The sequence below is a fragment of the Microbulbifer maximicatervae (SeqCode) genome (assembly GCF_052467325.1).
This window is the reverse complement of the sequence record NZ_CP174310.1, coordinates 2,609,436-2,631,031: the sequence shown is the minus strand read 5'-3', so window position 1 is coordinate 2,631,031 and position 21,596 is coordinate 2,609,436. Positions and strand designations below refer to the sequence as shown.

Below are 21,596 nucleotides of genomic sequence, written 5' to 3'. Positions count from 1 at the left end.
GAATGTTTTATGCAGTTTGAAGTGGATACCACTGATGGCAAGGCCCGTCGCGGTCGCTTGCGCTTCCCTCGCGGTGTGGTGGAAACCCCGGCGTTTATGCCAGTGGGCACTTACGGCACTGTGAAAGGCATGTTGCCTAGGGATATCGAAGGGATCGGTGCACAGATTATTCTGGGCAACACCTTCCACCTGATGCTGCGCCCGGGTACCGAAGTGGTTAAAGCCCACGGCGATCTGCATGACTTTACTCAATGGTCCGGCCCGATCCTTACCGACTCCGGCGGTTTCCAGGTGTTTAGCCTGGGTGAGCTGCGCAAGATTACGGAAGAGGGGGTTTCCTTCCGCTCGCCTATCGATGGCAGCCCGGTATTCCTGGACCCGGAAGAATCCATGCGCGTTCAGCGGGACCTGGGTTCCGATATCGTCATGATCTTCGATGAGTGCACCCCTTATCCGGCCACCACCGATGAAGCGCGCAAATCTATGGAGTTGTCCCTGCGTTGGGCGGAGCGCTCCAAGAAGGCTCACGGCGATAGCCCGTCGGCGCTGTTCGGTATTGTGCAGGGCGGTATGTATCCGGAGTTGCGCGATGTGTCCCTGCGCGGCCTGACCGAAATTGGTTTCGATGGCTATGCCATTGGTGGCCTGTCTGTGGGTGAGCCGAAAGATGAGATGATCAAGGTCTTGGATCACCTGGCTCACAAGATGCCGGAAGATAAGCCGCGCTACCTGATGGGCGTGGGCAAGCCGGAGGATATTGTCGAGGCAGTGCGCCGCGGTGTGGATATGTTCGACTGCGTCATGCCCACTCGCAATGCGCGCAACGGCCACCTGTTTACCTTCGAGGGTGTGGTGAAAATCCGCAACGCCAGGCACCGTCACGATACCGGTCCCTTGGAGGAAGAGTGCGATTGCTATACCTGTGAGAATTTCTCCCGCGCTTACCTGCATCACCTGGATCGCTGTGGTGAAATTCTCGGTGCGCAGCTGAATACGATTCACAATTTGCGCCACTACCAGCGCTTAATGCAAAAGCTACGCGATGCCATTGCCGCCAATGAGTTGGAGGCTTATGTCGCCGAGTTCTACCGTGGTCTGGGCCGCGAGGTTCCAGCGCTGGAGGCCTGATCAGGCGTCGCTTTTATCCTGCCTGGGGTGCTGCCCGTCTCATTGCGGCACCCCTGTAATTTGTCCGTTCCCACGATCCCCGTATAATCAGCCCCCACTTTTATTGGGGGCGGTGTACCTTGCATTCTGCGTATACTGCCCGCATATCCAGGCAAATTGCTTAGGCAGATTGCCAAGATTTACCGGCCCTCGGGGTCACACTAGAACAATGAGAACAGCATGAATCGCTACCCGATCTGGAAGTACTTTCTGATTCTCGCGGTTGTGGCCTTTGGCCTGATGTACGCCGCGCCCAATCTCTATAAGCCGGACCCTGCCGTGCAGATTTCCGGGCAATCCAGTGCACTCACCATCGGCCCCGATGTCCTTGCGAATGCACAAAAAGCCCTGGATGAAGCGGGTATTGCTCACTTCGGCGGTGAAGTTGGAGACAAGTCAGTACTGATCCGCTTGAACTCCATGGAGGAGCAGTTGCCGGCTAAAGAGGCGATTCAAAAAGCGCTTGGTACCACCAACTATGTTGTCGCCCTGAACCTGGCTTCCACCACACCCCAGTGGATGAAAGATATCGGCGCTAGCCCGATGAAGCTCGGTCTGGACCTGGCGGGTGGTGTGCACTTCCTGATGGAAGTCGACACCAACACCATCGTCAAAAACAACATGGAAAGCTACGAGCAGGAAGTGAAGAGCAAACTGCGCGAAGCCAAGGCCCGTTACCGCAATGTGGAGCTGGTGGATGATCGCGAGATTATTGCCCGCTTCCGCAACGATGAGCTGCGCAGCTTGGCGATGTCCACTATGCGCAAGGAATTTCCGCAGCTTCAACTGCGCGAGTCCGGCAGCGGCGAAAACCTGGAGATCCGCGCAACCCTGACCGATCAGGAAATCAAGCAGCTGGAAGATTACGCAGTAACCCAGAACCTCACCACCCTGCGCAACCGGGTGAACGAGCTGGGTGTTGCAGAGCCGATCGTACAGCGCCAGGGTCGCAACCGTATCGTTGTGGAGCTGCCCGGTGTACAGGACACCGCAGAGGCCAAGCGTATTATCGGTAAGACCGCCAACCTCGAATACCGTATGGAAGCCCGCCCGGATGAGTTGGTTTCCAACAAGGAATACTTTGAGCGTCGTGACCCCGAGGAGCAACAGCTGTACGGTGGTGCCTGGTTGGAGCGCCAGATCATTATCAAAGGTGACAGCGTTACCAATGCCCGAGTCGGTTACGACGAGAGCGGCTTCCCTCAGGTAAATATCACTCTCGATGCCCGAGGTGGCGAGATGATGCATCGCGCTACCTGGAAGAATGTCGGCCGCCGTATGGGCACCCTGTTTATCGAGACTCGATTTGAGCCGGTAACCGAAATCGACGAAAACGGTAACGAAGTTACCGTGCAGAAGCGCACCGAAGAAAGAAAGATTATTAATCTGGCCACAGTACAGAGTGCGCTGGGCAAGCAGTTCCGCACCACCGGTCTGGATAGTCCGGCCGAAGCCCAGGAACTGGCCCTGTTGCTGCGTGCCGGTGCCCTGGCTGCGCCCATGTACTTTGTGGAAGAGCGTGTGATCGGCCCATCCCTGGGTGCCGATAACATCAAGGTGGGTGTGCAATCCGTACAGATCGGTCTGTTGGCTGTGATTATCTGTATGCTGATTTCCTACCGCGTATTTGGCTTGGCCGCGAACCTGGCCCTGGCGGTGAATATGATCCTGCTGGTGGCGGTCATGTCGCTGTTGGGTGCAACCCTCACGCTGCCCGGTATCGCCGGTATCGTATTAACCGTGGGTATGGCGGTGGATGCCAACGTGCTTATCTTCTCGCGAATACGGGAGGAACTCAGGAATGGGATGCCTCCCCAGACAGCGATCAGTGCCGGTTTTGACAATGCTTACAGCACCATTGTGGATGCGAACATCACCACCCTGATTGTGGCGGTGATCCTGTATGCCATCGGTTCCGGTCCGGTACAGGGCTTCGCGGTAACCCTGTCTATCGGTATTCTCACCTCCATGTTCAGTGCCATTATGGGTACGCGAGCAATTGTTAACTTGTTCTACGGCGGTCGCCGTGTACAGAAGCTCTGGATTTAAGGGAGTCAGTCATGAGTGAGACCAAAGTGGATAACGGCAAAATTACCGAGTACATGGGCAAGCGCGTCTACGACTTTATGCGCTGGCGCAAGATCGCCGGGATTGTTTCGGTGGTGCTGGTACTTGCCTCCATCGCCGCACTGGCAATGAACGGCCTGAAGTTCGGCCTGGACTTTACCGGTGGTACCCAGGTTGAAGTGGGCTATGAGGTAACGCCTTTCATTAGCGACGTGCGCGATCAGCTGGAAGCAGCGGGTTACGACGGTGCCACGGTAGTGAATTTTGGTTCTGAGAAGGACCTGCTGATCAAGTTGCCCCCTGCGGTAACCGAGGAAGAAATCCAGATCAGCGCTACCGATCAGGAAACAACGACACCGATCGGTGACAAGGTTGTGGCTCTCCTGAGAGAGGGCAGTGAGGGTGATGTTGAGCTGCGTCGTGTCGAGATGGTGGGCCCACAGGTAGGTGCCGAGCTGCGCGACGACGGCGGCCTGGGCATGATGCTGGCCCTGTTTATGGTGATGATCTACGTTGCCCTGCGCTTCCAGTACAAGTTCTCTTTCGGCGCTGTAGCGGCTCTGGGCCACGATGTGATTATCGTACTGGGATTCTTTGCGGTGATGGGATTGGACTTCGATTTAACCGTGCTGGCGGCCGTGTTGGCGGTGATCGGTTACTCCCTGAACGATACCATCGTGGTATCAGACCGTATCCGCGAGAACTTCCGCAAGGTGCGCAAGGCTGAGTCTGAGGAGATTATCAATATCTCTATCAGCCAGACCCTGGGCCGTACCTTTATGACGTCCTTCACCACCTTACTGGTGCTGTGGGCGCTGCAGTTCTTCGGTGGGGAATTGATCCACAACTTCTCCCTGGCCTTAATTGTGGGTGTGGTAGTGGGTACTTACTCCTCTGTTTACGTAGCTGCCAACGTGCTGATGGCTTTGAATATCAACAAAGAAGACCTGATGCCGCCGGTGAAAGAGGGTGCGGAACTGGAAGAAATGCCCTGATGTGAATGAGAAGTGGCTGCGTTGACGCAGCCATATTCGAGCGGCCCCGGCCGCGCTTTGCTGTTGATCAGCGGAGCGCCGTCGGGGTTTTTTATTGCGCGGAGGTTAGTCTCTGGGCTTTTTGCCGAGGGTGATGTGCTTGGGGCCGGAAGTGTTGGTCTGGCCGCTCACCCCTTTGGGCACCTGCTCGATCTCACCGCCACCGGCGAGGAACGCCTTTACCTGCTCCTCGATACTTTCGCTGGTCTCGAGGGGAGCGGCTTGTTTGCGATTGGAGGAAGAGGAAGGTTTCTTGGCCACGGCGCTATCCGGTTTTTATGTGTAAGCGGGCCATATTAGCACGGTTTGAACAAAAAATCACCCAAGTGGCCAGAGTCTGCGCATAGCGGATATTTTGTCGACAGTTTTCGAGTAATTCTGTCGTTTTTGGATAAATCGGGCCGCTTCGAGGCAGCCCGGAAGAATAGTGCGTTATTCAGCTTCTTCTGTGGTCTCTTCGGTTTCCAGCGGCCAGCCACCCATCTCTTTCCACTTGTTCACGATGCCGCAAAACAGGGTTGCGGTTTTTTCTGCATCGTATTCGGCGGAGTGGGCGCAGTTGTTATCAAACTCGATTCCGGCAACCTGGCAAGCTTTGGCCAATACAGTCTGGCCGTAGGCGAGGCCGGCGAGACTGGCAGTATCGAAGCAGGAGAACGGGTGGAATGGGTTGCGCTTGATGCCGGTCCGCTCGACTGCTGCATTGACGAAGCCCAGGTCGAAGTGGGCATTGTGGGCAACCACGATGGCGCGGGTGCAGCTGTGCTTTTTCACGGCGCTGCGAATCTTGCGGAACAGCTCGGGGATGGCGATTTCTTCCGGCCAGGCGTCGCGATCCGGGGATTCCAGGTCGATGCCAATAAAGTCGAGAGCGGATTGCTCAACGTTGGCGCCCTCAAAAGGCTCCAGGTGGAAACTGTGGGTCTCCAGCGGGAAGAGGTTGCCGGAGTCATCCATGTCGAGGATAACTGCAGAAATTTCCAGCAGTGCATCGGTGCGGGCGTTAAATCCGCCGGTTTCAAGGTCGATGACCACGGGCAGAAAGCCTCGGAATCGCTGGGCGAGAGAGCTTTTTGGTCCTGTGGGTTCTTCGGCGGGTGTCACGGTGGTTCCTTGTAAATCTTGTCTTCAGGCCAGCAGCATTTTGCGCTGGTGGGGCAGGGTATTGTATTCGAATTGCGGCGCCCGCTGGGAGTGCTCTCCCCGCAGGCGCTGTAATCAGGGCATTCGCCGATTACGCAAGTTGCCAGTTTAAGGTTTCACCGGCTGCGAGGGGAATCAGATTTTCACCACCCATATCCAGTTTTTCTGGCAGGGTCCAGGGGCTCTTGACCAGGGTGATGGTGCCCTCGTTGCGCGGCAGTTCGTAGAAGTCGGGGCCGAACTCACTGGCAAAGCCTTCCAGCTTGTCCAGTTTGCCCGCGCGCTCGAATACTTCGGCGTATAGCTCAATAGCGGAGTAGGCGGTATAGCAACCGGCGCAACCACAGGAGTGTTCTTTCTTGTGGTGGGCGTGGGGGGCTGAGTCGGTGCCGAGGAAAAACTTCGGGTTACCGCTGGTGGCCGCTTCGATCAGTGCATTTTGATGGTAGCCGCGCTTGAGGATCGGCAGGCAGTAAAAATGCGGCTGGATACCGCCAACCAGCATATGGTTGCGGTTGTACAGCAAGTGGTGCGCGGTAATGGTTGCGGCAACGCCTTCGCGGGCGCCCTGTACAAACTCTACTGCTTGGGCAGTGGTGATATGTTCAAACACCACTTTCAGCGTGGGGAAATCATCTACCAGGCGGGACAGGGTTTTCTCGATAAAAGCCTGCTCGCGGTCGAAGATATCGATATCGCTGGTGGTCACTTCACCGTGTACCAACAGCTTCATCCCGCAGGCCTGCATCTCTTCCAGGGCTGGGTAGATGTTGGCGATATCGGTAACGCCGGAATCGGAGTTGGTGGTCGCGCCCGCTGGGTACAGTTTGGCGGCGATAACACCGGCTTCATGAGCCTTGCGAATGACGGCGGCGTCGGTCTTGTCGGTGAGGTAGATCACCATCAAGGGTTCGAAAGGGGTGTCGGCGGGAACATTGGCGTCAATACGTTCCTTATATGCCACTGCACTTTCGGCATCGGTCACAGGGGGTACCAGGTTGGGCATTACAATCACGCGGCGGAATTGTTTTGCGGCATCGGGCACGGTGCGCCCGAGAGCGGCGCCGTCGCGCAGGTGAATGTGCCAGTCGTCGGGGGCGCGAAGGGTAATTTGCTCCGTCATGGTACTCCGTAAAGCTTCTTAGCGTAGTGAGTCGTTGTGCGGCGCGAATGCTACCCGAAGCTGTACAAAATTGCGATGCACGAAAAGGTTAAAAATCAATCAATTGTGCTTACTCGCGCCTTGGCGCTAGTCGATCGCGAGCTTAGGCGCTACAATCGCGCCCCGACAAAGAGTGTGGGTATTGTTGTGCCCGCAATTTACCGATCCTGGGCATATCTCCAAGAATAACTCCCCCAGACCGACACTAGTTTCGCGTAGTGGCATTCCCCGTCTCCGCGTTTTAGTCGTGGCGACGTATTTCCGGCAGCAGAGGACAGCAATGAGCAAAATCGAAAAGGTGGTACTGGCATACTCCGGTGGATTGGATACGTCGGTAATTGTGCGATGGTTGCAGGAGACTTACGGTTGTGAGGTGGTGACGTTTACCGCTGATATCGGCCAGGGTGAAGAGGTAGAGCCGGCCCGTGCCAAGGCCGAGGCCCTCGGGGTCAAAGAGATTTATATCGACGATCTGCGCGAAGAATATGTGCGCGATTTCGTTTTCCCGATGTTCCGCGCCAATGCGATTTATGAAGGGGAGTACCTGCTGGGTACTTCTATTGCGCGCCCGCTGATCGCCAAGCGCCTGATTGAGATTGCCAACGAGACTGGCGCCGATGCCATTTCCCATGGTGCTACCGGTAAAGGTAATGACCAGGTGCGCTTCGAACTGGGCGCCTACGCGCTGAAGCCGGGTATCCAGGTAATCGCCCCCTGGCGCGAGTGGGACCTGAACTCCCGCGAAAAGCTGATGCAGTACTGCGAACAACACAATATTCCAGTGGACTTCTCTTCCAGCAAGAAGAAGTCTCCCTACTCGATGGACGCCAACCTGCTGCACATCTCTTACGAGGGTGGCAACCTTGAAGATCCCTGGGCGGAAGCCGAAGAGGATATGTGGCGCTGGAGCGTGAGCCCTGAGGCGGCTCCGGAAGAACCCACCTACATTACTTTGGGTTTTGAGAAAGGCGACCCCGTTTCTATCGACGGCGAGCGCTTAAGCCCTGCTACTTTGCTTGAGAAGCTGAATAAGTTGGGTGGAGACAACGGTATCGGTCGTCTGGATATTGTGGAAAACCGCTATGTGGGAATGAAGTCCCGTGGCTGTTACGAAACACCTGGCGGCACTATTTTGATGAAGGCGCACCGCGCCATTGAGTCTATTACCCTGGATCGCGAAGTTGCGCACATGAAGGATTCCCTGATGCCGCGCTACGCCGAGCTGATTTATAACGGCTACTGGTGGTCCCCGGAGCGCCGCATGCTGCAGGCTGCGATCGATGAGTCCCAGGATGTGGTTAACGGCGAAGTTCGCCTGAAACTGTACAAAGGCAGCGTGAGTGCTGTGGGCCGTCGCTCTGCGGGCAGCCTCTTCGATGAGCGTATCGCTACCTTCGAAGACGATGCTGGCGCTTACGACCAGAAGGATGCGGAGGGCTTTATCAAGCTCAACGCCCTGCGTCTGCGCATTGCCGCAGGTAAAGGAAGAAAATTGATTTAGTTGATTTAGATCAGCAATCACCGGGCAAAGATGCGCTTAAATCCTTATCCGGCCAATAGTAACCACAGTGCCTCACACATTGTGGTTACACACCTTCTGTGGTGGGCCAGTCCCGCACAGTGGAACCGAATCTTAAAAGCAACGGAAGTAAAAACATGACGACAACGGTGGCAAAGACCGGCCCTGTGCCGGACTATGACTACAATATCGTGCGCCAGTTCACCATCATGTCCGTGGTCTGGGGCATTTTTGGTATGGGCATGGGCGTATTGATCGCAGCCCAGCTAGCCTGGCCTGAACTCAACGACTTTTGGCAGCCCTTCTCGCACTTCGGGCGCTTGAGGCCCCTGCACACCAATGCGGTAATCTTCGCTTTTGGTGGTAGTGTTCTCTTTGCCACTTCTTACTATGTGGTACAGCGTACCTGTCAGGTCCGCCTTTGGGGTGGCTGGCTGATCCCCTTCACCTTCTGGGGATGGCAGGCCGTTATCGTCGCCGCGGCAATTACCTTGCCGATGGGCTTCACTTCCACCAAGGAATACGCTGAGCTCGAGTGGCCTATCGATATCCTGATTGCCCTGGTTTGGGTTGCTTACGCGCTGGTGTTCTTCGGCACCATCATGAAGCGTAAGACTTCTCACATCTACGTGGCGAACTGGTTCTTCGGTGCTTACATCGTAACTATTGCTGTTCTCCATATCGTTAATAACCTGGAGATTCCTGTTGGCCCGTTCAAGTCCTACTCTATCTATTCGGGCACTAAGGACGCAATGATCCAGTGGTGGTATGGCCACAACGCAGTAGGGTTCTTCCTGACTGCTGCCTTCCTCGGCATCATGTACTACTTCGTACCTAAGCAAGCTGGTCGTCCGGTTTATTCCTACCAGCTGTCTATCGTTCACTTCTGGGCACTGATCTCCCTGTACGTATGGGCTGGTGGTCACCACCTGCACTACTCAGCGCTGCCCGACTGGGCTCAGAGCCTGGCGATGGTTATGTCCCTGATTCTGCTGGCACCTTCCTGGGGCGGCATGATCAACGGCATCATGACCCTGTCCGGCGCATGGCATAAGCTGCGCACCGACCCGACCCTGCGCTTCCTGGTGGTATCCCTGTCCTTCTACGGTATGTCTACCTTCGAAGGTCCGATGATGTCCATCAAGACTGTAAACGCACTGTCTCACAACACTGACTGGACCGTTGGCCACGTACACTCCGGCGCTTTGGGCTGGGTTGCCATGATCTCTATCGGTGCTCTGTATCACCTGGTTCCGGTTCTGTGGAAACGCCGCGAAATGTACAGCTCCAAGCTGATCAACGCGCACTTCTGGCTGGCCACTGTAGGTACTGTTCTGTACATCGCCGCTATGTGGGTTAACGGTATTACCCAGGGCCTGATGTGGCGTGCATTTAACGCCGACGGCACCCTGACTTACAGCTTCGTAGAGAGTGTTGTAGCCAGCCATCCGGGCTATGTAGTTCGCTGGTTGGGCGGCGCCATGTTCCTGGTGGGTATGCTGCTGATGGCTTACAACGTTTACCGCACGATTACCGAGAAGGTAAACGATGCCGAAGCCGATAACACCGTTCGAGCAGTGCCTGCGGCATAGGAGTTTAGATCGTGAAGAATCATGACCTCGTAGAAAAAAACATCGGCTGGATGATCTTTTTCACCATTATCGCCATCAGTTTCGGCGCCCTGGTTGAGATCGTTCCGCAGTTCTTTACCAAGGATAACTACACGCCGCTGCCGGGGCAGAAGCCGCTGACAGCAATGGAGCTGGAAGGTCGCGATATCTACATTCGCGAAGGCTGCCACGTTTGCCACACCCAGATGATTCGTCCTCTGCGTGCGGAAGTTGAGCGTTACGGCCACTACTCCATGGCTCAGGAATCCATTTACGAGCACCCCTTCCTGTGGGGCTCCAAGCGTACCGGTCCAGACCTGGCGCGCGTAGGTGGACGCTACTCTGATGAATGGCAGCGCGCGCACTTGTACAACCCGCGCAGCGTTGTGCCTGAGTCAATCATGCCTGCTTACCCCTGGTTGTTCGACAATGTGGTAACTGGCGAATACACCGCACGTAAGATGGAAGCGCTGCGCTTCGTCGGTGTGCCCTACACCGATGAGGACATCGCCAACGCCGCTGAGCCTTTCAAAGGTGGCAAGGTCAAGGAAATTGACGCGCTGGTCGCTTACTTGCAACAGCTGGGTACCCTGGTTACCCAAAAACGCTAATAGCGAGGAAGGAAACTCGTGACTATTGAAACTTTGCGGGAAATCGGTCTGGTTCTGGGCTCTGTGGCTTTTCTGGCGATCTGCTGGTGGGCCTTCTCTCCGAAGCGCAAGAAGCGCTTCGAAGAAGATGCCAATTTGCCATTTGCCGATGAAGAGCGACAAGCCGACAAGGACAAGTCGGCCGCTCAGCAGGACGAATCCAATTCCGGGGATAAACCCGGAGCCAATCGAAAACAGGGGCAGGATAAGTAATGAGTACATTCTGGAGTGTGTGGGTAATTGTGCTCACCCTCGCCAATCTGGCGTTGATTACCTGGGTGCTGTTCGCCAACCGAAAGGTGGCAGTGGATGACCAGGCTGAACCGGAAAACAAAACCACAGGCCACGTTTACGACGGCATCGAGGAATACGACAACCCGCTGCCCAAGTGGTGGTTCATGTTGTTCGTCGCCACTCTGGTGTTCTCTGCGGGATATCTGGTGGTTTACCCGGGTCTGGGTAACTTCAAAGGTGTCGGCGACTGGACTTCTGTCGGTGCATTGGAAGCTTCCCAGGCTAAGGCTCAGGAGAGATTCCACGAGACCTTCGGTAAGTACGAAAATATGCCGATCGAGCAAATTGCGCAGAGCCCCGAAGCCATCAAGATGGGTTCCCGGATCTTCGCTAACAACTGTGCGGTATGTCACGGTGCAGATGCCGGCGGTAACTTCGGCTTCCCGAACCTGACTGATAACGCTTGGCTGTACGGCGGCACTCCGGAGAAAATCCTGGAAACCCTGTACAACGGTCGTCAGGGCATGATGCCCCCTCAGGGTCCGGTGATCGGTGAAGAAGGTGTTAGAAATGCGACAGAGTATGTTCTCTCCCTGAACGGCCTGGAGCATGACACTGCCATGGCCGCCGAAGGTCAGAAGGTATTCAACACCGTGTGTATGGCTTGTCACGGTATGGATGCCAAAGGCAACCAAATGCTGGGTGCGCCGAACCTGACCGACGACATCTGGCTGTACGGTAGCAATCGCGAACAGATCCAACACACTATTCGCGGTGGTCGTACAAATATGATGCCCGCGCAAAAAGATAAACTGCGTGAAGACAAAATCCGCCTCGTAGCGGCCTATGTCTACAGCCTGTCGCAGCAGGAAGAAGAAAAGCAGTAATTAACTATTGAGGCCCGGCATTTGCTGGGCCTTGTTTTATCAAGGGACTCCGGGCGCTGCAGGGACGGAGAAAAAAGCCTCAACATAAGGGGCTACCTGGCCCACGTACAAGATGTGCCCGTGCGAGAGTGAGGTTTGTGTGAGTGATTTAATTCCAACCCGTGAGGAACAGGAAGGTGATGGCGAAGTTCGCTATCGCATGCTGTATGAGTCGGAAGACAAAGTCTACATCCGACATATCAAGGGTGTTTTCACCCGTGTTCGCAAATATACCGGCCTGCCTTTGCTGCTGGCTTTCTTCTTCCTTCCCTGGATCAATATCGACGGGCGCCAGTCGGTCTTCTTTGATCTCCCCACCCGCCAATTCCATATTTTCTGGACTACTTTCGGCCCCCAGGACGGCTTCCTTCTAGGTTGGCTGCTGATCATTGCCGCCTTCGCGCTGTTTGCGGTCACCACTTTGCTGGGCAGGGTGTGGTGTGGCTTCACCTGTCCGCAGACCGTCTGGACCATGATGTTTATCTGGGCAGAAAGGGTTTGTGAAGGCGATCGCAACAAGCGAATGAAGCTCGATAAGGCCCCCTGGAACCTGGAAAAGGTTCTGCGCAAGGGTGGCACACACACCATCTGGCTGTTGATCTCGCTGGCAACTGCACTGGCATTTGTGGGTTATTTCTACGGTGTGCGCGAGTTGGTCGTGGATCTGGCGACGTTTAACGCGCACCCGCAGGGTGTTTTCTGGGTCGCATTCTTCACTTTTGCCACCTATATGAACGCCGGCTTCCTGCGTGAGCAGGTGTGTAAATACATGTGCCCCTATGCCCGTTTCCAGTCGGTGATGTACGACGAGGATACGCTGGCGGTTTACTACGATGCCAAGCGGGGTGAGACCCGTGGTCCGCGCAAGAAGAACGTGGATTACAAGGCGGAAGGTATGGGCGACTGTATCGACTGCTACTGGTGTGTTCAGGTGTGTCCGGTGGATATCGATATCCGCGACGGCATGCAGTACGAATGTATCAACTGTGGCCTCTGTGTCGATGCGTGTAACAGCGTGATGGACAAGATGGGCTATGAGCAGGGCTTGATTCGCTTCACCTCTGAGGACGAATTGCAGGGTGGAAAGACCCGCTTCCTGCGCCCGCGCCTATTTGGCTACGCGTTGATATTGGTTGCGATGACCGGCCTGTTTGCACAGCAAGTGATGACTCGAAGCCCAATCGAGGCAGAAATCACTCGCGACCGCGGCACCCGTATGTTCCGTGAATCTCAGGGGCAGGTGCAAAACGTCTACACGGTAAAAATCAACAATATGGACCAGGCTCCCCACGAATTCACCATCAAGGTGGAAGGTAAGCCTGAATACGATTACTCCATTCGCAAGCCGAAGACGATTTACCTGGTGCCGGGCGAGATGTTCTCCGTTCCCATCCGGGTAAGCGTTCCCAGAGACCAGCTGAAGGATACCAAGCACGATATCGAGATTGTTGTCCAAGCAGTCGACAATCCTGAGCTGGTTGATAAGCACCGAACGGTGTTTATTGGTCCAAAGCAGTAGACGGGACGCCAATCCCGTTGCAAAGTACGGGCCCGCCCAGGCGGGCTCGACTTTTGTGCACAAACGGTAACTTTTTGGTAACGCGATGAATGAACCAACCCCAAAACCCTGGTACCGGGAACCTTGGGCGTGGATGGTACTGGCCCCACTGATTACAGTGGTGGTTGTCTCCACAATTACAGTCTCGATAGCGGTGCGCTTCGCTGACGATAAAGTCAGTGATACCTACTACAAAGACAGCCGCATGTATCACTTTAGCGCCGAGCAGGACTTGCGCGCGAAAGAGCTGGGTCTGGCTGCTTTGGTCCAGTTTCAGCCGTCTGAAAAATCGGTTGTCGTGGAGCTGAATGGCGACCTCGACTACCCTAAAGCCCTACTGCTCACATTGAGCCACCCGGTGGAGTCTGACCTCGACAAGCATATCGAGCTCTCCCAGCTCTCCGTGGGCCGCTACCAGGGCACCTTGCCTGAAGGCGTTGGGAATCGTTGGTATCTGCGCTTGATGCCGGAGCTCGATCCCGATGCGCATCAGGACGCCAACTGGCGCCTGAAAGGTGAAATCAACTTCGATCTCGGCAATGCCGCGCCACTGAACGCAGTAACTCAATGACTTCGTCTTCCTCCTCCTGTTATCACTGCGGACTCCCAGTCCCTCCCGGCAGCAACCACTCGGTGGTTATCGACGGGGCCGCCCGGGATATGTGTTGTCCAGGCTGTGAGGCGGTAGCCAGCGCTATCGTTTCCGGTGGTCTGGATGGCTTTTATCGCTTCCGGGAGAAGGAGAGCGACAGGCCGGAGGAAGCTCAACCCCAAGACCGCTGGGCGGCATACGATTTGCCGGAAGTGCAGCAGCAGTTCGTCCACGATTGGGATAACGGCAACAAGATTGCCTCGTTGTTGATTAGCGGTATTACCTGTGCGGCCTGTGTGTGGCTGATAGAAAAGCACCTGGGGCAGTTGGACGGGATTGAGAAGGTCTCTGTCAACGCCAGTACCCAGCGTACCCAGATCGGTTTTAATCCCGACAAGATCAAACCCAGTGAGCTGTTTGGCGAACTGGAACGGATTGGCTACCGGCCGGCCCCGGCCACTGCGGCCAACCAGGAAAGTGTGATCCAGAGCGAACACCGCGCCGCTCTGCGCCGCCTGGGTGTCGCCGGACTCGGCACCATGCAGGTGATGATGTTTGCCATCGCCCTGTATTTTGGTGCTGCAGCGGAAGAGGGCGTCGGTGAGTTTGAGCGCTACTTCCGCTGGGTTTCCCTGTTGGTAGCAACGCCAGTGGTTTTCTACGCGGCGCGCCCATTTTTCAGTGCCGCTTTGCGCAGTCTGCGCGCCCGACACCTGAGTATGGATGTGCCGGTGTCCCTGGCGATTGGTATGGCCTATGTCGCCAGCTTTTACGCCACCGTATTCGGCACCGGTGAGGTGTACTTCGAATCTATCTCCATGTTCACCTTCTTCCTGTTGTTGGGACGAACGGTGGAGATGCGCGCTCGCCACCGGGCGGGCTTAGCCAGCGGTGGTTTGGCCCAGTTGCTGCCGATGACGGCGGCCAAATACCAAGGGGACGATATTGTCCATGTACCGGTGGCCGCATTGGCCGCTGGGGATAAAGTCTTGTTGCGCCCGGGAGACACTATCCCTGCCGATGGGGAGGTGCTGGAGGGCGTGAGCGGTGTGGATGAATCCCTGCTCAGCGGTGAATCGGCACTGCAACAGAAGTCTGCAGGCAGCCCGGTTTATGCCGGTAGTGTCAACGGCGATTCCACTCTGACTATCCGAATTACGGCAGCGGGGCAGTCGACCCGCCTGTCCGCCATCGAACGCCTGGTAGAGCGGGCGCAGTTAGATAAACCCAACCAAGTGGCCCTGGCAGATCGGGTCGCGGGTATTTTTGTCGGTGTCGTTCTATTCGCGGCACTGGCGGCGTTTGTTGTCTGGTGGCAAATCGACCCCAGTCGCGCTTTTTGGGTATCCCTGTCTGTGCTGGTGGTGACTTGCCCCTGCGCACTGTCGCTGGCAACCCCTGCTGCCCTGGCTTCCGCTACCCTGCGTTTACAGCAGCTGGGGCTTCTTGTGGCTGGAGGCAGCCTACTGGAAACGCTGCCGCGTATCGGCCGGGTGCTGTTCGACAAGACCGGTACCCTGACGCGCGGTGAGCCGAGAATCCTGCATATTGATTTGCTGCGGGCCAACTGGAGCGAGCAGCGGGTTAAGGATGTTGCGGCTGCCCTGGAATCCCAGACCAATCACCCCCTGGCCAGGGCCTTCCGCGCCTGGCGTGGCAATCTCATCGCCACTGATCTGAAAGTTCATACCGGGGCTGGCCTGGAAGGGCAGATCGAGGGGGACAGTTACCGGCTGGGTAAGGCGAGCTTTGTCTCCAGTGAGGAAGTTTCCACGCCTGAAGGGGAAGGGCAGTGGCTGCTGCTCGGCGACTCCCTGGGCCCTATTGCCTGGATCGCGTTGGGGGATAAGTTACGGGATTCGGCAACCACCGCTGTTGAGGGTTTGACTGAGCAAGGTCTTTCAGTGGAACTGCTCAGTGGTGACCAGTCTGCGGAAGTTGAGCGACTGGCGGGGCGAGCGGGTATCAGCAACTACCGCGCCGGAGCCTCGCCAGAGGACAAGCTCAGCCATATGAAGCAGCTGCAAAGCGATGGTGAGAAGGTGTTAATGGTGGGGGATGGCATCAATGATGTGCCAGTCCTCTCTGGTGCCGATGCCTCTGTGGCGATGATGTCTGCGGCAGATCTGGCCCAGTCCCGCGCCGATGCCATTTTGCTGAACGGAGATCTCGAAGTGCTGCCCAAAGCTATAGAGCTGGCGTACAAATGCCGCCGAATTGTGCGGCAGAATCTGGCATGGGCTCTGGGCTACAACGTGATTGCCCTGCCGCTGGCATTTTGCGGTCTGGTGCCGCCCTGGGCTGCGGCAATCGGTATGTCCCTGAGTTCTCTGATCGTAGTGCTAAATGCGTTGCGTCTGTCCCGTGGACAGGAAGTCGACGAAAACCCTGTGGGCGCCGCGGCTTAATCCGGTGCTCACAGAAAGAGAGGAGGTGTAACTGATGGAAAGTCTGTATTTCCTGATTCCCATTGCGGTGATTTTGGTTGGCTTTGCGGTGAAGCTCTTTTTCTGGGCCGTGAATAACGGACAGTACGATGACCTGGAAACGGAAGGTCGTCGCATTTTGTTTGATGACGATGATGTTCGGCAGGATAAATCTGACGCGGAAAGGAAGCAGGAGAAGTAAGTGGGGGACTGGGGTTTTTTAGCGGCGGCTCTGGCTATCGGTTTTTTGGGTAGCAGTCACTGCATCGGTATGTGTGGGGGAATCTCCGGAGCGCTGGGTATGGCGGTACCGGGGAAAAAGACTGCTTGGGTGCAGCTGGGCTCTTACCAATTGGGTCGCCTGGGTAGCTATGCGCTGATGGGAGCGCTCGCCGGAGCCCTCGGTGCGGCGATACTGCCCGCACTAACCCCGCTGCGCTTTGCCGCCGGAATTATGTTGATCCTGATGGCGCTGTATATCGGCGGTATCTGGCAGGGGTTGGCTTGGATTGAAAAAGGGGGCCGTTACCTTTGGCGCTATGTGCAGCCACTATCGGCCAAATTGTTGCCGGTTCGCTCTGCGGGGCAGGCATTGGCACTGGGATCCCTGTGGGGCTGGTTGCCCTGTGGTTTGGTTTACAGTGCGCTGACTTTTGCCCTGGCACAGGGCAGTGCTGAGCGGTCTGCCCTGGCTATGTTTGCTTTTGGTTTGGGCACCGTGCCGGCCATGCTGGCTACTGGCGCTGCGGCGGCGCAGGTGCGTGGCATAGTGCAAAAGCCGGGGGTTCGCTATGGTTTCGCGGCAGCGATTTTGCTGTTTGGTATCTGGACCATTTGGGGGGCTATGGGCCACGGTGGACACGGAGACCACGCCAACCACGGGCAGATGAGCGGGATGGAAGCCCCCGCCGAAGACAAAGAAGAGCAGGGGCACCATCATCACCATCACTAAGTACAGTGATGATGGGTCTTGTGGGCGCTAGAGATCGATCCGCAGGGATAGGTCGATAGCGCGCAGGTGCTTGGTCAGGCTACCGGAAGAGATATAGTCCACTTCCAGTTCAGCTAACTGAGCGATGCGATCCCGGTCGACACTGCCGGAAAGCTCAATTTTGGCTTTGCCTTTGGCCAGCTTCAGGGCCGTTCTAGTGTCTTCATCATTGAATTCGTCGAGCATAATCACGTCCACACCGACGGCGAGCGCCTGCTCCAGCTCTTCAATATTTTCCACTTCGACTTCAATCAGGGCTTCCGGCTTGATCACTCGCGCTTGGGCGACGGCGTGTTCAATGCCACCGGCGGCGAAGATATGGTTCTCTTTGATCAGGAAGGCGTCGTAAAGACCGATGCGGTGATTGTGGCAGCCACCGCAAAGTACGGCGTACTTCTGTGCGCTGCGCAGACCGGGAATGGTCTTGCGCGTGTCGAGAATCTTCACCTCAGTGCCTTCAGCTCGCGCGGCGAACTCCGCCGCGGTTGTGGCAGTACCGGATAAGGTTTGCAGGAAATTCAGTGCGGCGCGCTCGCCGGTCAGGATAGCGCGGGCATTGCCTTCCAGTTCAAAAATAACGGCGTTGGCGCTGATGCGGTCGCCGTCCTCGAAGTGCCAGGTGAGGACGAGTTCCGGGTCCAGGGTGTGGAATACAGCCTCTACCCAGGCGCGACCACTCAGAGTGCAATCTTCGCGGGTGATTACCCGGGCCCGCGCATTGCGGTCCTCTGGGATCAGCTGGGCGGTGATATCGCCACTACCAATATCTTCTTCCAGGGCCACCTGAACTGAGCGTTGCAGGTCGGCAGTGATATTGGGAATAGCCGTGTCTTGTGGTCGCATTGGGAAACCTCGAAATTAACGCCGGCGCAGTTTACCAAAACACTCGGGGTTTTGACTGCTCAACTCAGTCATTGGCAAGTAGCAGTTGGCTCTGCGAATAGCTGTGACAAGTGTCTCAAATATGTCGCAGAACTGTGTAAAACAGTCCTATAACGCGAGTAGAATGACTGAAGAGTTAGGCTTGATCGCAGCCTGAATTGTTTCAGAGCAGGGCCGGTAAACGCTGTTCTCTCGCGGTCAAAACTTGAGTGAAATCAAGAACTTCGGCAGATTTTTCGCGCATGATCGCGGCGGGATTTCAACAGTTTGGGAATGTGGTTATCGGGGAATTGAAAGTATCCGTTTCCGCTTGGGAGACCACTTTTCCAATTACTAATTTTTGCTTTTGGCCTCAGCGCTACAAGTCGGACAGCATTCGAAGGACTTCTTGGAAATGAGTGAATCCAGAAAGGTAGTTTCCCTCTCAGAGAAAAGTGGAGCGCGCAATATTTCTGCATCAGGTAAGCCCGCTGTTCTGCCCGCCGCAGTGACAATGCTGAAAGAAAAAGCGACGGCACAATTGCTGGAGCGGATAAAAACGCTTTTCGGAAAAGTAGATGATTCCCTGTTTGCCATGGCTGAGCGAGCCCATGGCCAGGAAGAGCAGGATGGCCTTTTCCAGGCTTTGCGCTTACTTCGTGTGGAGCGCCGCAATATAGCCGAACAATTTATTAAGAATGTCTCTCGCGCTTTTCAGATACGCGAAGAAGAGAAATCAGAAAGTAGTTTCGCTTCGGATAACCTGTCGCTGGTTCACAATGATGACCTGGAGCAACTAGTAGCTGCCGACACCATGGTGGCTACAGCCAAGCGCGATTTTGCAGAGCCCCTCACCGAGTTGTGTATGAGGCTCGATACGCTCTACGCCGTTAAGGTGTATGACAAGAATAATCCTCTGGGTCCAGACGTAATCTGCGATGCTTTCGTAGAGGCAAACCAGGACCTGGATCTTCACATCCGCGCCCGCCTCACCCTGCTTAAAAAATTCGAGCAGGTAGTTATGTTGCAACTGCGCGACTTCTATGAATTCTGCAATCAGCTACTCGTAGAGCAGGGCGTATTGCCGTCGCTGCGTGAACAGCAGCGCGTAGCCAGGCAGCGCTCTGCCTACAACGGCGCTCCCGCTCCCATTGCCAATGCACCGACTGGTGGGCCCAGCGGTGTTACGGCTGGTGGCCAACCTGGGCAAGGTGGCGTTGCCGCTACCGGACACTTTCCTCCAGGGCTGGTACCCGCTGCGGCAGGCGTTACACCGATGCCCGCTGGGGATCTTCTTTCCCACTTGGGAGCACTGCAAAGTGGAAGCCACTATCAGGGTGGTAGTGCGGTACAGCTGCTAAATGTGGGCGAGTTGCTACAGCAGCGGCTGGTGGACTCTAACCAGGCGGCCTCACTGGCAAAAGTCGATAGTGATGTGATCAAGCTGGTGGAGATGCTGTTCTCCTTTATCCTGGAAGATCGTAGCCTCGCTACCCAGATTAAATCCCTTTTAGGTCGATTGCAGTTGCCACTATTGAAAGTGGCCATTGCGGATAAATCATTTTTCAGTAAAGGCGGTCATCCGGCACGTAAACTGCTCAACGAGTTGGCCGATGCGGCTACCGGGTGGCAGGCAGGGGATAACTACGAATCCGATCCCCTGTACAAAGAGATATCCCAAATTGTTGAGCGCGTGCTTAACGAGTTTGATCGGGACATCAACATCTTTGCCGTTTTGCTGGAATCACTGCGGGAATTTATCGTCCGCGAACGCAAGCGCGCTGAGATGCTGGAGCGTCGCGTTGTAGATGAAGCGGATGGCCGTGCCAAGACCCAAGCTGCCCGAGCGCGGGTAGCTGCGGTGATGGATGCCTTGGTTGCAGAGAGAGACCTGCCGCAGGTTGTACAGGATTGGCTGAATAAAGTCTGGAACAATGTGCTGTTCCTGACTTGTGTCAAAGAGGGCACAGAGAGTGATGCCTGGAACCGCGATGTGCGCACTGCCAGAGACCTTGTGTGGAGTGTCCAGGCGCCAATGCCCGATTCCCGCAAGCAGTTATTAAGCTTACTGCCTGTTTTGCAGGAGAGATTGCGCGAGGGAATTGAGGCGCTTTCCTATAATGCTTTCGAAGCGCGCACTCTTTTCTCCGGCCTTAAAGAAGTTTATCGCGAGCGCTTTGCCCTGGCCCAGCAATTGGCGGAGCAGCGTGAGCGTGAAGTGGCAGAGCAGGTTGCCCGCGAAGTGCGCGCAGCGACATCTGCTGAGCCGACGTCTGTTGTTGCTGATAATGTTGCTGACAAGCCAGTTGCCCCTGTCGTGGAACAGGAAACTGCTGCTGATGGCGGACCCGCTGGTGTTACTGAAGCTACGGTTGCCGTGACTGAAGCGGTAATTGCTGAAGCTGTGGTTACCCAGGAAGTGATTACAGACACTGCCGAAGTCCAACTTCCAGGCGAGCCAGCTGAAGTTACTGTTGAAGCTGTCCAAGCCGAACCCCAAGAAGTGGCGGTGCCGCAGATGGAAGAGCTTGAGCAGGCAGTTGCTGAAGCAGAGGTGGCTGCACCGGAGCAGGATGGACTGGCCCCCCTTGACGAAAATGATCCCCACTGGCAGATGACCTTCCGCCTGGCACAGGGCAGTTGGTTCGAGCTGAAGCGCTCTGAGGACGAGCAGTTCCGTTGTCGTCTGGCGGCGGTAATTCGCGATATCGACCAATTTATCTTCGTTAATCGCAACGGCGCTAAGGTTGCCGAGTTTGCTCGTCTGGAGCTGGCCCACGCCCTGCGTTCGGCACAGCTTATGCCACTGGATGATGGTATGTTGTTTGAGCGGGCGCTGCAGTCCGTGATTGGTAATGTGCGCAAGAAGCGCAGTGAGCAGCGCTAATTTTCGGGAAACTAACGAGCGGACGTTGAGTATTTTGCAAGGATATTCAGTGGCCAGTGGTTTTCCGCAAGTTATGTCGCGATACTGCTCCGATCAGATTGGCATATCGATCAACGCTTCCATAGAATGGTAACTGCTGAAGCCTCGGGCGATACCGGGGCTATCAATAGGTTGCAGCGGAGATCGCAGATTGAAATATCAAGTGGAGTCTGGCTGGTTGGCGGGCGCGCGCCGGGTTCCGAGTCCTCATTGCAATAGCCGCCCGGAAGACTGTGCGGTGGATCTATTGGTGATTCACAGTATCAGCTTGCCGCCCGGACAATATGGCGGCCCCTACATTGATGCCTTTTTCCTGGGGCAGTTGGATATCGATGCGCACCCCTATTTTGCCGATATTGCTGCATTACAGGTGTCTGCGCATATTTTGATCGACCGCGATGGCCTGGTAACGCAATACGTTCCCCTGGATCGGCGTGCCTGGCATGCGGGCAAGTCTGAGTTTAAAGGCCGTACCAACTGCAATGATTTTTCGATTGGCATTGAGCTGGAGGGGTTGGATACCGATATATATACCGATGCTCAATATCATGCTCTCGCCGAGGTGAGTGCAGCGATTATGCAGGCATACCCCTCCATTGATATCGATAGAATCGCCAGTCACTCTGATATTGCCCCCGGCCGAAAATTGGACCCGGGTCCGGGTTTTGACTGGGAGCGCTACCTCAATAAGCTAAAAGAAATCGTTTGATCCCCAGTAGCGAACCTCAAA

Annotated in this window: 19 protein-coding genes; 15 read left to right on the top strand and 4 right to left on the bottom strand. The window is 55.8% G+C overall.

From position 1 onward, the window contains the following. Positions 1–9 precede the first annotated feature (9 nt). The 3 genes from tgt to secF all read left to right on the top strand — a co-directional run bounded on the left by tgt (position 10) and on the right by secF (position 4,229). Positions 10–1,128: a tRNA guanosine(34) transglycosylase Tgt gene (gene tgt, locus ACJJIE_RS11835; protein WP_444894765.1), complete on the top strand. Its 1,119-nt coding sequence runs from the start codon at positions 10–12 to the stop codon at positions 1,126–1,128. A 219-nt stretch (positions 1,129–1,347) separates the two neighbouring features. Then, positions 1,348–3,216, top strand: a complete 1,869-nt coding sequence (gene secD / locus ACJJIE_RS11830; RefSeq protein WP_444891810.1) for a protein translocase subunit SecD — start codon at positions 1,348–1,350, stop codon at positions 3,214–3,216. Positions 3,217–3,227: 11 nt separating this feature from the next. Beyond that, positions 3,228–4,229: a protein translocase subunit SecF gene (gene secF, locus ACJJIE_RS11825; RefSeq protein ID WP_444891809.1), complete on the top strand. Its 1,002-nt coding sequence runs from the start codon at positions 3,228–3,230 to the stop codon at positions 4,227–4,229. A gap of 105 nt (positions 4,230–4,334) precedes the next feature. Here the strand turns inward: secF and ACJJIE_RS11820 are convergent, their stop codons facing one another. The 3 genes from ACJJIE_RS11820 to pyrC form a co-directional block, all read right to left on the bottom strand. Next, a complete protein-coding gene (locus ACJJIE_RS11820; protein ID WP_282931563.1) occupies positions 4,335–4,529 on the bottom strand; it encodes a PFL_1563 family small protein in 195 nt (64 codons plus the stop codon). 171 nt (positions 4,530–4,700) lie between these two features. Continuing rightward, entirely contained in the window at positions 4,701–5,372 is a 672-nt protein-coding gene (gene rnt / locus ACJJIE_RS11815; protein WP_282931564.1) for a ribonuclease T, read from the bottom strand. A gap of 130 nt (positions 5,373–5,502) precedes the next feature. Further along, on the bottom strand, positions 5,503–6,534 hold the full coding sequence (gene pyrC / locus ACJJIE_RS11810; RefSeq protein ID WP_444891808.1) for a dihydroorotase: 1,032 nt from the start codon (positions 6,532–6,534) through the stop codon (positions 5,503–5,505). 319 nt (positions 6,535–6,853) lie between these two features. Between pyrC and ACJJIE_RS11805 the strand changes: the two genes are divergently transcribed. The 10 genes from ACJJIE_RS11805 (at position 6,854) to ACJJIE_RS11760 (ending at position 17,040) form a co-directional block, all read left to right on the top strand. Beyond that, complete coding sequence (locus ACJJIE_RS11805; protein ID WP_444891807.1) at positions 6,854–8,074, top strand: argininosuccinate synthase; 1,221 nt, start codon at positions 6,854–6,856, stop codon at positions 8,072–8,074. 155 nt (positions 8,075–8,229) lie between these two features. After that, the gene (ccoN, locus tag ACJJIE_RS11800) at positions 8,230–9,684 is read left to right on the top strand and encodes a cytochrome-c oxidase, cbb3-type subunit I (protein ID WP_413664700.1); all 1,455 of its coding nucleotides are present in this window, start codon (positions 8,230–8,232) and stop codon (positions 9,682–9,684) included. Positions 9,685–9,695: 11 nt separating this feature from the next. Next, positions 9,696–10,313 (top strand): cytochrome-c oxidase, cbb3-type subunit II, encoded by a 618-nt coding sequence (gene ccoO / locus ACJJIE_RS11795; protein ID WP_282931568.1) that lies wholly within the window; start codon positions 9,696–9,698, stop codon positions 10,311–10,313. Positions 10,314–10,331: 18 nt separating this feature from the next. Next, positions 10,332–10,565: a cbb3-type cytochrome oxidase subunit 3 gene (locus tag ACJJIE_RS11790; RefSeq protein ID WP_413664702.1), complete on the top strand. Its 234-nt coding sequence runs from the start codon at positions 10,332–10,334 to the stop codon at positions 10,563–10,565. Beyond that, positions 10,565–11,473 (top strand): cytochrome-c oxidase, cbb3-type subunit III, encoded by a 909-nt coding sequence (gene ccoP, locus ACJJIE_RS11785; RefSeq protein ID WP_444891806.1) that lies wholly within the window; start codon positions 10,565–10,567, stop codon positions 11,471–11,473. Before ACJJIE_RS11790 ends, ccoP begins: the two co-directional genes overlap by 1 nt. Positions 11,474–11,612: 139 nt before the next feature. After that, positions 11,613–13,031, top strand: coding sequence for a cytochrome c oxidase accessory protein CcoG (gene ccoG, locus ACJJIE_RS11780; protein WP_444891805.1), 1,419 nt, complete (start codon positions 11,613–11,615; stop codon positions 13,029–13,031). Between the two features lie 85 nt (positions 13,032–13,116). Then, the gene (locus ACJJIE_RS11775) at positions 13,117–13,641 is read left to right on the top strand and encodes a FixH family protein (protein ID WP_444891804.1); all 525 of its coding nucleotides are present in this window, start codon (positions 13,117–13,119) and stop codon (positions 13,639–13,641) included. Beyond that, on the top strand, positions 13,638–16,070 hold the full coding sequence (locus ACJJIE_RS11770; protein ID WP_444894732.1) for a heavy metal translocating P-type ATPase: 2,433 nt from the start codon (positions 13,638–13,640) through the stop codon (positions 16,068–16,070). Before ACJJIE_RS11775 ends, ACJJIE_RS11770 begins: the two co-directional genes overlap by 4 nt. A gap of 34 nt (positions 16,071–16,104) precedes the next feature. Continuing rightward, positions 16,105–16,290 carry a cbb3-type cytochrome oxidase assembly protein CcoS gene (ccoS, locus tag ACJJIE_RS11765; RefSeq protein ID WP_444894731.1) on the top strand — a complete coding sequence of 62 codons (186 nt, stop codon included), beginning with the start codon at positions 16,105–16,107 and terminating at the stop codon, positions 16,288–16,290. After that, positions 16,291–17,040 (top strand): sulfite exporter TauE/SafE family protein, encoded by a 750-nt coding sequence (locus ACJJIE_RS11760; protein ID WP_444894730.1) that lies wholly within the window; start codon positions 16,291–16,293, stop codon positions 17,038–17,040. Between the two features lie 27 nt (positions 17,041–17,067). On the opposite strand, the gene nadC is transcribed toward ACJJIE_RS11760, so the two are convergent. Then, positions 17,068–17,922 carry a carboxylating nicotinate-nucleotide diphosphorylase gene (gene nadC, locus ACJJIE_RS11755; protein WP_444894729.1) on the bottom strand — a complete coding sequence of 285 codons (855 nt, stop codon included), beginning with the start codon at positions 17,920–17,922 and terminating at the stop codon, positions 17,068–17,070. Between the two features lie 433 nt (positions 17,923–18,355). Here nadC and ACJJIE_RS11750 point away from each other — a divergent pair, with 433 nt between their 5' ends. Together ACJJIE_RS11750 and ampD are read left to right on the top strand one after the other, a co-directional pair. Beyond that, a complete protein-coding gene (locus ACJJIE_RS11750) occupies positions 18,356–20,827 on the top strand; it encodes a DUF1631 domain-containing protein (protein ID WP_444894728.1) in 2,472 nt (823 codons plus the stop codon). Between the two features lie 190 nt (positions 20,828–21,017). After that, positions 21,018–21,575, top strand: coding sequence for a 1,6-anhydro-N-acetylmuramyl-L-alanine amidase AmpD (gene ampD / locus ACJJIE_RS11745; RefSeq protein WP_282931578.1), 558 nt, complete (start codon positions 21,018–21,020; stop codon positions 21,573–21,575). Positions 21,576–21,596: the final 21 nt, after the last annotated feature.

Coding starts and splice junctions, on each gene's coding strand:
- tgt (WP_444894765.1), top strand. CDS start 10: ATGCAGTTTGAAGTGGATACCACTGATGGCAAGGCCCGTCGCGGTCGC.
- secD (WP_444891810.1), top strand. CDS start 1,348: ATGAATCGCTACCCGATCTGGAAGTACTTTCTGATTCTCGCGGTTGTG.
- secF (WP_444891809.1), top strand. CDS start 3,228: ATGAGTGAGACCAAAGTGGATAACGGCAAAATTACCGAGTACATGGGC.
- pyrC (WP_444891808.1), bottom strand. CDS start 6,534: ATGACGGAGCAAATTACCCTTCGCGCCCCCGACGACTGGCACATTCAC.
- ACJJIE_RS11805 (WP_444891807.1), top strand. CDS start 6,854: ATGAGCAAAATCGAAAAGGTGGTACTGGCATACTCCGGTGGATTGGAT.
- ccoN (WP_413664700.1), top strand. CDS start 8,230: ATGACGACAACGGTGGCAAAGACCGGCCCTGTGCCGGACTATGACTAC.
- ccoP (WP_444891806.1), top strand. CDS start 10,565: ATGAGTACATTCTGGAGTGTGTGGGTAATTGTGCTCACCCTCGCCAAT.
- ACJJIE_RS11775 (WP_444891804.1), top strand. CDS start 13,117: ATGAATGAACCAACCCCAAAACCCTGGTACCGGGAACCTTGGGCGTGG.
- ACJJIE_RS11770 (WP_444894732.1), top strand. CDS start 13,638: ATGACTTCGTCTTCCTCCTCCTGTTATCACTGCGGACTCCCAGTCCCT.
- ccoS (WP_444894731.1), top strand. CDS start 16,105: ATGGAAAGTCTGTATTTCCTGATTCCCATTGCGGTGATTTTGGTTGGC.
- nadC (WP_444894729.1), bottom strand. CDS start 17,922: ATGCGACCACAAGACACGGCTATTCCCAATATCACTGCCGACCTGCAA.
- ACJJIE_RS11750 (WP_444894728.1), top strand. CDS start 18,356: ATGAGTGAATCCAGAAAGGTAGTTTCCCTCTCAGAGAAAAGTGGAGCG.